At 69.8% G+C, this 10,632-nt stretch carries 8 protein-coding genes; 6 read left to right on the top strand and 2 right to left on the bottom strand.

The genetic code is table 11. The annotated features are described in order from the left end of the window. Positions 1-180: 180 nt before the first annotated feature. Positions 181-3,438 carry a tetratricopeptide repeat protein gene (locus OG844_RS46255; RefSeq protein ID WP_406396475.1) on the bottom strand — a complete coding sequence of 1,086 codons (3,258 nt, stop codon included), beginning with the start codon at positions 3,436-3,438 and terminating at the stop codon, positions 181-183. 41 nt (positions 3,439-3,479) lie between these two features. After that, positions 3,480-3,854, bottom strand: a complete 375-nt coding sequence (locus tag OG844_RS46260) for a hypothetical protein (protein ID WP_331734690.1) — start codon at positions 3,852-3,854, stop codon at positions 3,480-3,482. Positions 3,855-4,586: 732 nt separating this feature from the next. Here OG844_RS46260 and OG844_RS46265 point away from each other — a divergent pair. From OG844_RS46265 to OG844_RS46290, 6 genes are all read left to right on the top strand, one after another. Continuing rightward, on the top strand, positions 4,587-4,919 hold the full coding sequence (locus tag OG844_RS46265; RefSeq protein WP_406396476.1) for a hypothetical protein: 333 nt from the start codon (positions 4,587-4,589) through the stop codon (positions 4,917-4,919). Positions 4,920-5,096: 177 nt separating this feature from the next. After that, positions 5,097-5,336 (top strand): antitoxin MazE7, encoded by a 240-nt coding sequence (locus OG844_RS46270; RefSeq protein WP_331734658.1) that lies wholly within the window; start codon positions 5,097-5,099, stop codon positions 5,334-5,336. Positions 5,337-5,339: 3 nt separating this feature from the next. Beyond that, complete coding sequence (locus OG844_RS46275) at positions 5,340-5,660, top strand: hypothetical protein (RefSeq protein WP_331734660.1); 321 nt, start codon at positions 5,340-5,342, stop codon at positions 5,658-5,660. A gap of 888 nt (positions 5,661-6,548) precedes the next feature. Continuing rightward, positions 6,549-8,420, top strand: coding sequence for a beta-propeller fold lactonase family protein (locus OG844_RS46280; protein ID WP_406396477.1), 1,872 nt, complete (start codon positions 6,549-6,551; stop codon positions 8,418-8,420). A gap of 110 nt (positions 8,421-8,530) precedes the next feature. Next, positions 8,531-9,016 carry an IS3 family transposase gene (locus OG844_RS46285; RefSeq protein ID WP_331734667.1) on the top strand — a complete coding sequence of 162 codons (486 nt, stop codon included), beginning with the start codon at positions 8,531-8,533 and terminating at the stop codon, positions 9,014-9,016. Between the two features lie 884 nt (positions 9,017-9,900). Next, complete coding sequence (locus tag OG844_RS46290) at positions 9,901-10,311, top strand: hypothetical protein (protein ID WP_331734670.1); 411 nt, start codon at positions 9,901-9,903, stop codon at positions 10,309-10,311. Positions 10,312-10,632: the final 321 nt, after the last annotated feature.

Genomic DNA, 10,632 nt, shown 5'->3' on the forward strand with positions numbered 1-10,632 from the left:
ATCAACCCGGAGAGCGCGGGTGCACAGGCGTACTTCGCAGTCCGGACCAGGCAGGCCGAGACAACTGGCCCCGCCGTACCGGCCGGAGGGTTTCCATCCCCTGCACGCACGAGGAGGCTCTCACCAGAGGCTCTGCTGCGTCTGCTGCAAGCCAGTCCAGGCGTGGCACCTGACCGATCGTTATTCGACATGATTCCGCCAGTTTCCCCGCCACAAGGCGAGGTCGTTCCGGGTGTCGAGGGTGTCGGGGTGATCTTCACCCAGCACCCGCTCCTGGTCAGCGAGCAGTTCGGCGAGGACGTCTGCGGCGCCGGCCGCATCCCCCGCCTCCCCCCGCCAGAAGGCGAGGAAGCTCCGGGTGGTGAGGGTGTCAAGATGATCGGGACCCAGCACCCGCTCCTGGTCGGCCACCAGCTCGGCGAGGACGTCCGCGGCGCCGGCCGCATCCCCCGCCTCCCCCAGCCACAAGGCGAGACCACTTCGGGTGGTGAGGGTGTCAAGATGATCGGGACCCAGCACCCGCTCCTGGTCGGCCACCAGCTCGGCGAGGATGCCCGCGGCGCCGGCCGCATCCCCCGCCTCCCCCCGCCACAAGGCGAGGTCGCTCCGGGTTTCGAGGGTGTCGGGGTGATCTTCACCCAGCACCCGCTCCTGGTCAGCGAGCAGTTCGGCGAGGACGTCTGCGGCGCCGGCCGCATCCCCCGCCTCCCCCAGCCACAAGGCGAGACCACTTCGGGTGGTGAGGGTGTCAAGATGATCGGGACCCAGCACCCGCTCCTGGTCGGCCACCAGCTCGACGAGGACGTCCGCGGCGCCGGCCGCATCCCCCGCCTCCCCCCGCCACAAGGCGAGGTCGCTCCGGGTTTCGAGAGTGTCGGGGTGATCTTCACCCAGCACCCGCTCCTGGTCAGCGAGGAGCTTGGCGAGGGTGTCCGCGGCGCCGGCAGCGTCCCCCGAACTGCCCCGCCAGAAGGCGAGGTGGAATTGGACGGCCAGGGTGTCGGGGTGATCTTCACCCAGCACCCGCTCCTGGTCAGCGAGCAGTTCGGCGAGGACGTCTGCGGCGCCGGCCGCATCCCCCGCCTCCCCCCGCCACCGGGCGAGGTCGTTCCGTGTGGTGAGGGTGTCGGGGTGATCGGGACCCAGCACCCGCTCCTGGTCGGCCACCAGCTGGGCGAGTACGTCCGCGGCGCCGGCCGCATCCCCCGCCCTGCCCCGCCACAAGGCGAGGTGCGTCCGGGTGATCAGGGTTTGGAAGTGATCTTCACCCAGCACCCGCACACAGTCGGCCAACAGGCCAGCGTAGGCATCAGCGGCTCCGGCCGGCTCCCCAGACTCCCCCCGCCACCGGGCGAGGTGGAACCGGACGGCCAGGGTGTCGGGGCAATCGGGACCCAGCACCCGCACCATGTGCTCCAGCAGCTCGGCGAGGGCGTCCGCGGCGCCGGCCGCTTCCCCCGCCTCCCCCCGCCACCGGGCGAGACCACTTCGGGTGGTGAGGGTTTGGGGGTGATCGGGACCCAGCACCCGCTCCTGGTCGGCCACCAGCTCGGCGAGTACGTCCGCGGCGCCGGCCGCATCCCCCGCCCTGCCCCGCCACAAGGCGAGGTGCGTCCGGGTGATCAGGGTTTGGAAGTGATCTTCACCCAGCACCCGCACATAGTCGGCCAACAGGCCAACGTAGGCATCAGCGGTTCCGGCCGCATCTCCATACTCCCCCCGCCACATGGCGAGAGCGGTTCGGGCGCCCAGAGTGTAGGGGTGATCGGGACCCAGCCGGTCGCGGGCGGCGTTCGCCAGGCGTTGGAAGTGGGTGATGGCAGCGGTGACCTGACCGCTTTCTCCGAGGCTTGTGCCGGTGCGGTAGAGCACGAGATGCGGATGGGGGTGCCAAAAGGCGTCCTTGGCCTGGCTGGTGAGGGCTTCGGTGTTGGCACGCAGGGCTCTGGCAAGGGCGGTGTCGCGTTCGACCTCGGGCCAGGCGTCGGCCAGAGCGTCGGCGGCGGCGCGGGCGAGCCGGTCGTGCTGATCTGCGGGCAGGGAGTCGCGGACGGCGCGTTGGATGAGGTTGTGCACGCGCACCGCCTGGTGTGCAGTGGCGGGTGTGTGGTCGATCAGGCTGAGCCGGTGCAGACACCGCAGCGCGTCGGCCGCGTCCTGCGCGCTGACCTGCCGTCCTCGCCCGCTCCTGCTGGTGTCCTCACCTGGGGTGCGGTGTTCTGTGAGGTAGACCAGGGCTGGAGGCGCGGTCAGGACGGGGGCTGGGATGCCGTTGGGGTCGAGCATCGCGGCCAGTTGCAGCATGGGGCGGGCCAGCCCCGCCGGGCGTAGGCGGTCGGCACGTTCGATGGACAGGGACCATGCGGCGGCGACTGTCGTGGCCTGGTCATCGGGAAGCGCGTCGGGCTCGGGCAAAACGTCCGTCAACGTACGGGCCCGGTCGGCCAGCAGCTGTCGGTAGGCGGCGCAGTCCCGGCCCGAGTCGATGAGGTAGGCGGCGGCCTGGGCCAGAGCCAGCGGCAGATACCCGAGGTCGGCGGCCAGGGCGGTGAGCTCGTCGGCCGGTTCGTGGCGATGGTGAGCTGTCAGGACGGTGGTCAGGTAGGCGGCGGCTTCGTCGGAGGTGAACAGGCCGACGGTGACCAGCCGCCGGTCGGGACCGGTCAGGGCGGCGTCCCGGCGGCGGGTGGTGACGAGCGTGCGGCCAGAGGGGCTGGTGGGGGGCAACAGGCCCCGCAGGGCGACCGGCTCGGCGAGGTCGTCTAAGACGACCAGCCACCGGCATGGCTTCGCGTCGGGTTTGGGTTCGAGCCAGGCCAGGAACGTTTTCGCGGCCTGCTCCGGGTCCTGCGGGCCGGCGCCGAGGACCTCGGCGCCAGCCTGCGCGTACCCGGACACGATCGCCGAACGGGTACTGGCAGTGATCCACACCAGCACGTCGACCCCGCCGGATTCCCAGGCGGCGCGGGCGTAGTCGGCGGCGAGCTGGGTCTTGCCCACTCCGCCGGTTCCCGTCAGGACCTGGCACAGCACCGCCGTGCCCCCGCCGGCGACAGCCGTCCGCAACTGCTCAACCTCAGCCCGGTGCTGGAAGGACTGCGCCCGGGACGGGATCACGCCTACCTGGTGTGGCCAGGACGCCGGTTCCCGCGGGGCGGCCTGGTGCACGACGGTCAATTCGCTGACGTACCCGCTGATGGCGGTGCCGCCCCCGGAGGCGTTGGCGTCCCCGGTCCGGGATACCTGCACCGGCCTCCCGGCCGAAGGCCCGTGAGGCTCCGGAACTGGTCCGCGGTAGCCGGTCAGCGCGGTCCCCCCGTCGTACGCGTGGGCGTCGCCGGTGTCCGTAACCACCACCGGCTGCGTTGGTACACCGCCCTCGGCTTCGGGCCCGGCCTCGTCGGGGTTGGGCATGGAGCGGCGTTTCCGGCGCCTCATGGCAGGAAGTTCCTTCTCGTGAAGTGCTGCGGGCCTGGGGATCAGCTGTAGTCGACGCCGGTACCGGCACTGCTGCCGGGACCATGCGCGGTGGCGTCCCCTGTCCGCTCCGCCTTCGCCGACCCGGTCCCCGCGCCGCCTGGACGCCGCAGACCGGTGTGAGCCGTGCCGCCGCCAGTTCCGTCAGCATTCCCGGTGTCGACGGCCTGGTCCGCCGGTCCCGGAACCGGGACTGGGGCTGGGGCGGGCGGCCGTTGCATGAGCGCCCAGATCAGGGCGGCGATGCCGGTGGCGGCTTGCACCGTGGCGCCGACCAGCTGGCCGGTATCAGGGCTGTCCAGCAGCCAGACCAGCGGTGTCGACACGACGCCGGCCGCCGCAGCCACCATGACCGTGATCTTCCAACCTGGCGACACGCCCACCACTCTCCGTCCCTCTCCGACAGACCGTCATCCCACAGCGTCGCGTGAGGCCTTCACTGATAGCAAGAACGCATACGCGCAGCCATCGGATTCGACGGCCTTCCCCATGGACGGCAGACGTTCCCGCTGGGGTGGCGTCAGGCCTTTTCCGGGCGGCGGGGCCGCAGGGGTCGGTAGCCGGCCGGGTCGAGCTTGGCGAGCTCGGTGTCGACTTCCACGTTGATCGTGCGGAAGAAGTTCACGTTCTCGCTCGTCACCTGGCTCCTGAACCACCTCACCTGAGCCAACACCCCGACCACAAGGACGTCAGGCCGGGGCCTATCCACCACACAGCCCCGGCCTGACGCACCACACCATCGCCGTCGCTGCCCTGCGGCAGCACGTTCTCTCGCGCCACGTTGTTCTGGGGAAGGAGAACGACGCGGTTTACCTGGTGCTACCGGAGAACGTGCGTCCGTACCTGCCTGAGCACTCCGACGAGTACGGGAACAACGGGGATTTGAGCGCCTTGTTCTGCTTCTTCTTGACCAGGCTGGCGGGCCCCGCAGTGATTGGCAGGGCCCGTCCGCGGCGCTGCTTAGTGCTCGACGAAGGTGCGCATGGCCCAGTCGGTCACCGCCCGAGCAGCGCCGCCAGGAAGCCGAGCGGGCCGATCACGAGGCACGGCAGCGCATTGCCGACCGAGCCGGCGAGCTGGCCCAGCAAGCCAGCTCCCCGGGCACCACGATGGTGAGCCAGGCCGGTGACGAAGCCGCTCGGGACCATCTCGCACTACGGGGGGACTGGCGGGTCGAGAAGGTCGACGCCTGGCTCGCCCAAGCCCTCGCCGACCACAGCGGCCACTACACGGATCCCGCTGCACGTACCGCGGCCGCCGCCGTCCTGCCCGCACCTGTACGGGCCCACGCAGCGCTGCTCTCCGCCCTCGCCCGCACCGGGACCCCAGCCGACGTAAGCGAACTCCCCTTGACTGGCCGTCTCGCCCACGTGGCCCCGGCCGCCACCGCTGCCCTCGCCGCATGGCGCGACACCAGCCTCGCTGCGGATTCCACACCTTGAGGAGCACTGCTCCTGCTCGGAGTGGGAAGGAACAGGCCCTGGCGCAGGAAGCTTGATCAGCGGGCGGGGCGTAGTGGTGTCCGGCACCATCCCCGTCAGGGCGCCGGCGGCAGGAGGCCAGCCCGCCACCTGCGCTTTTCTGTAGTGGGTGGTCCTGGTACGGATAGGCGCGGACGCATGGCTGGCATCGAGATCGACGACACCACCCTGGACGCGCTGCAGGCCCTGGCCGGCGCGGAAGGTCTTCCGCTGGATGGCTACCTGGCGCAGGTGGCCGCGGAGAAGAGGCGTGAGCGTGCGCTCGATGAGGGTGCAGAGATCTTCCGCCGGGTGACCGGCGACACGGCGGCGGCGGGGGCATTCGACGCCGAATATGGCGGGCCTGTAGCGGCCGCGCTCGCTCCGCGGGCGGCCTGACCTGTGCCTGCCGAGTACTACGTCGATTACCGCTGGTTCCTAGAGCGTCAGGCGGATCTGCTGGACGACCTGGCGGTCAACGACTACTCCGTGTTCGCTGGCCTGGCCGCTCGGCACAAGATCGACCCGCCCCGCCACGACCAGCACAACCCGTCGTCGGATCCCTGTCAGCGGGCCCGCGACATCGCCGACGACGCCCGCTCCGCTGGCGGGCCAATTGACTCCGGGATTGGACGTGAGCAGTCCATCGAACCCGCAGGTGAGTGGCTCGACGCCGCGAGAGAATGCCTGGATCGTGGCGGCGACCCGGGTCCAGGACTCTAATGAGGCCGAGGGCGCGACAGTAGGGCTCCCGGTGCTCCAGTGGTGCCGCAACCCCGAGCCACCAGGAGGCCCTACTCCCGCGCAGTCACCCAGAGGTCGTCACCTGGCGAGGAATCCCTTGTAGACGGGGTCGACCTCCTTGAACTCGACCTTCATGCTTCATGTTCGTTCCGTCCTTGACGTTCGTGGCCAGAACCTTCCAGGTGTTCTTTGGCGCCCACTTCCACGTGTCGGCGCAGTCCCACTGGCGGTAGCCGGTCTCCCAACACCACCGCACGTACGCGCCAGAGTTCGTGACCTTGATGTTGAGGTTCGAGCAGCGGCTCGAAGCCGTGATCCAGCCGCCGGTGTCTCTCGGAAAGTACCGGGTGTGGTCCTCCTTGTTGGCCCCGAAGTCCTAGCCCAGACACCAGGGGACAAGTAACCCGCCGGTAGGAAGCGGGCTCTACGGCGCGGGATTGAGGGTCAATAGATGAACACGAGGGGTGCGATGCCGGCTCTAGACGCGTAGGGCCCGCCCCTCTGGTGGGGCACCAGTCAGTTGTTTACAGACAGCTTTCGACCACATGCGGACAGTGGTCAAGGTGTGGCGTCGGTTCGGGCCCGTCGATCGGGATGATGCCCGTGGCTCTACCCGGCTGCCGGTCCTCGGCGGGTTCTGGGCGGGGCAAGGCTGTTGCGGCCCCCACATCCTGCCGCGGTGGTGTGCAGCGTGGGCCGTGTACCCCGGGGCCGTCGTCCTGGGTGGTGCGGTGCGTGATGTTCGAGGCCCCGCTCGGCTGCCCCACCGGTCCGTTGCGGGCGGGGCTTGCGTGGCCGCACCGCTGTCGGTCCTTCAGGCCCTGCCAGGGCCGCCGACGGGTGCGGGCCCTTCGAAGGGATAAGTCCGTGACTGCTGTACACAGACCCCGTCGCGCCCTGGCGTCGTGGAGACGTCGGCTGACCGCCCTGACCGCCGGGAGCGCACTGGCGATGAGCGGGCTGGTCGCCTTGGCCGCCCCGCCCGTCCATGCCGCCCCCACCGCACCGCTGGCGTACGTCACCGACCTGGTCGCGAACAAGGTGTCGGTGCTGGACACCGCCACCAATACGGTCACGGCCACCATCCCGGTCGGCAGCAGCCCGATCGGGGCGGCGGCCTCCCCGGACGCCGCGCACGTGTACGTCACCAACAACGGCTCCGCCTCGGTGTCTGTCCTCGACACGGCCACCAACACCGTTTCCGCGACCGTACCCGTCGGCGCCGGCCCGATCGGCGTGGCCGTCTCCCCCTCCGGGAGCAGCGTCTACACCGCCAACAGCAATGCCAACACGCTCTCGGTGGTGAACACCGCCACGAACACCATCACTGCGAGCGTCCCGGTGGGCAGCCAGCCGTTCGGTGTCGCACTGTCCCCCGACGGCGCACGCGCGTACGTGTCCAACAACGGCGGCAACACGGTATCGGTGGTCAACACCGCCACCGCCACGGTCGTGGCGACCGTCAGCGTGGGCACGAAGCCCAACTTCATCGCGGTGACCCCGGACGGCTCCCGCGCCTACGTCGGGAACCAGAACTCGCACAACGTGTCGGTCCTCGACACCGCCACCAACACCGTCAGCGCCACGATCCCCGTCGGCATCGGCCCGTTCGGCCTCTCCCTGTCCCCGGACGGCAGCCGCGCCTACGCCAGCAACAACTCCAACTCCTCGGTGTCCGTGATCGACACAGCCACCAACACCGTCACCGCGACCGTGGGCGTCGGCAACGGCCCGTTCCAGAGCGCGGTCACCCCCGACGGCACCCTCGCCTACGTCCCCAACGGCTACGCCGGCACCATGTCGGTCATCGACACCGCCACCAACGCCGTCACCGCGACCTTCCCCCTCGGACCGTTCCCGTACTCGGTCGTCTTCGCCGGGGCAGTGGCCGCTGACCCGGCCGCGGACCTGTCGGTGTCCGTGTCCGACTCCGCCGACCCCGCCGCCCTCGGCGGCACCTACACCTACACCGCCACCGTGACGAACGACGGCCCCGACGACGCCACCGGCGCCACCGCGACAACGACGCTGACCGGCGCGGCCCGCACCATCACCTCCGCCACGAGCTCGCAGGGCTCCTGCACGATTGCCGCGCCCACCGTCACATGCGCGCTGGGCTCCCTTGCCGACGGGGCTTCTGCGACGGTCACGATCGGCGTGGAACCGGCCGCGACCGGCAGTATCACCGCCACGACCACCACCGACGCCGACCAGGACGACCCCACCTCCGGGAACGACTCCGACGCCGAGACCACCACCATCGGCAACGCCAACGGGTGCACCATCACCGGCACCCCGGGGAACGACACCCTCAACGGCACCAACGGCGCCGACGTGATCTGCGGTCTGGGCGGCAACGACACGATCGACGGGAAGAACGCCGACGACACCCTCTACGGCGGGTCCGGCGACGACATCATGGGCGGCGGGAACGGCGCCGACACTCTGTACGCCGGGGCCGGCAACGACACGAACTACGGTGAGACCCTCCTCGGCTCGCTGCTGTACCTGTTCGACAACGGCAGCGACCACATCTACGGCGGCCCGGGCAATGACGACCTCGACGGGCAGAACGGCAACGACGTCCTCGTCGACACCTCCGGCACCGACACCATGAGCGGCGCCCTGGGCAACGACAGCATCGATGTCCAGGACGGTGCCGGCGGCGACACCGCCAACGGCGGCCTCGGCTCCGACACCTGCACCGCCGACACCGGCGACACCACCACCAGCTGCTGACCCCACTGGGCAGGACCACCTGAGAGGAGACCCGCCGCCCGGCGGGCAGCGCCACCTCACACCTCGGTCAACGACTGCCAGGGCCCGCTCACTGCACGGTGAGCGGGCCCATGGATGCCCGCTGGTGCGGCGACATCACGTATGTCCCGACCGAGGAGGGCTGGCTCTATCTGGCCACGGTCATCGACATCGCCTCCCGGCGCGTGGTCGGCTGGGCAACCGCCGATCACCTGCGGACCGAGCTGGTGGCCGAGGCGCTGACGGTCGCCTGCCGGCAGCGTCGCCCCACTCATCCCGTGATCTTCCATTCGGATCGAGGCTGTCAATACACCAGTAAGCAATTCGCCGCCCTGGCAGCCGAGTTCGGGGTCCGGCTGTCGGTCGGCCGTACCGGTCAGTGCTGGGACAACGCGCTCGCCGAGTCGTTCTTCTCGACCATCAAACGCGAACTGCTCGCCACCTCCGCCTGGCCCAGCCGGGCCGCCGCCCGCACCGCGATCTTCGATTTCATCGAGGGCTGGTACAACTTGCGCCGACGGCACAGCAGCCTCGGCTACCTCAGCCCCGCCGAGTACGAGACCGCACTCGCAGCCTGACCACCACACCAATGGTGTCCGTCAAAGCGGAACAAACCCAGACGCCTCTTCTCCCCGCAGCGAGGACACCCCGATCATCGGCCCCCGGCGGCCCCCCTCACGCCACGCGGACTCGGTCTGGGCGGAGCAGGTCCAGCGAGGGCACGAGCACCAGCACACGGTCCGCGTGGAGCTCCTCCGCGCTGCGGACCGCCACTCGGGTCTTCCGGACCCGGTTGCCATGATCACCTGTGTTGGGAGCCCTTGCTCGGGCCAAGCGATCTTGCAGGTAATTCGAGCACACGAAGGACCGCGTCAATGGCTTCTCGCTGGGCTGCCTCGCGCTGGTCAACGCGGCCTGTGCTCGACATATCGCCTGCCTTCTCCTGGGGTTCCATCCGGTCGATTCGAGCGGCGGAAAACGGTAAACCTGCACGTAGGTCAGGGGTCCAGGGGCTACGGATGGACTGACGCGATCGGTTGATTGCCCTGCCTCACCGGAGCACCAACAAGGCCATGAAATGGATCTCATGAACCTTCGGAGCGGTCCTGGGTAGGGTGATCTGATTCCATAGCTTATCTCGACATCAAAAATGAAGCACAGGGAATTACAAGAATCCCTCCAAGGCGACGGAAGCTGCCAGCCCCACCCCAACCGGCAGCTTCCGTCGCCCGCTTCCAGGCTCCACGGCCCAGCACTCGCCCGCTGCTCGTCCACGGCCGCCGCGGACTGTCAGTGGGTTCGTGCATGCTCACCGAGGAGGGGATCCGCACCGGCTGCCACCCGTAGGCCAGCCCGGCTTACACCGGGCTTCCAGGTCGGCACGCGCCGGTGCACCCCTGGCCATGGGCCCGCCCGGGCGCATGGCTGGTTTTGCGAGGACAGTCGATCGAGGGAGTACGCGATGCGTACGAGGAATCTGTCTGTGGTGGCGTTGCTTGCAACTGGCTTGTTGGCCGCGGTCGGTGTCACACCGGCAGCGGCCGCTGGTGGTCTGCTTCCGCATCCGGGCCCGGAGGGCCTGGTGTGGGTGCAGGAGTGGGTCGGGGACGGGGGAGTGGCCTCCGCCGGTGCGTGGGAGGGTCTGCCCACGGTGCTGACGGTGGCCTGCGAAGGTGGCGGCACCGTGGATGTGACCATGCAGTCGCAGGGGGACCAGGTGGCCGCCTTCACCGTGGACTGCCCTGCCGGTACCGCAGGTGTGGGTTCGGTGACGATGGACGCGGGCGTTGTCCGGACCGGGTCCTTCACCATCGGTGTCGACGCCTCCGATGACACCGTCCGCTGGGCTCTGACGGTCACCCAGCCAGAGTAGAACCACCCCCTCCTAGTCAGCAAGGACCCGCGAAGCGGGCCCCAACGAGCCTGGAGGCGCAGCCGGAAGCACCTTCAAGCCCAACTCCCCTCGCACAGCGAGGGGAGTTGGGCCACACGGAGTTGGGGGGCGCCCCCATGTGGCTGGAGCGCAGCGGAGGCCGGCCCCGGCCCGCAACGCGGGCCGTTTGCCCTGCAGTTGGTGGCGGGCGCGAAGCGCGTGCCACCCGGCGGGGAGCGGAGCGAACCGCATCCGCTCACGCGGAGCGGGAGCGGCCGGGGAGCGCAGCGACCCGGCCTGCTGCTACGCGCGCAGCGCGTA

The organism is Streptomyces sp. NBC_00887 (assembly GCF_045207585.1).

Excerpts from the sequence above, each read along its gene's own strand:
- OG844_RS46255 (WP_406396475.1), bottom strand. The coding sequence starts at position 3,438 with ATGAGGCGCCGGAAACGCCGCTCCATGCCCAACCCCGACGAGGCCGGG.
- OG844_RS46265 (WP_406396476.1), top strand. The coding sequence starts at position 4,587 with ATGGTGAGCCAGGCCGGTGACGAAGCCGCTCGGGACCATCTCGCACTA.
- OG844_RS46270 (WP_331734658.1), top strand. The coding sequence starts at position 5,097 with ATGGCTGGCATCGAGATCGACGACACCACCCTGGACGCGCTGCAGGCC.
- OG844_RS46285 (WP_331734667.1), top strand. The coding sequence starts at position 8,531 with ATGGATGCCCGCTGGTGCGGCGACATCACGTATGTCCCGACCGAGGAG.
- OG844_RS46290 (WP_331734670.1), top strand. The coding sequence starts at position 9,901 with ATGCGTACGAGGAATCTGTCTGTGGTGGCGTTGCTTGCAACTGGCTTG.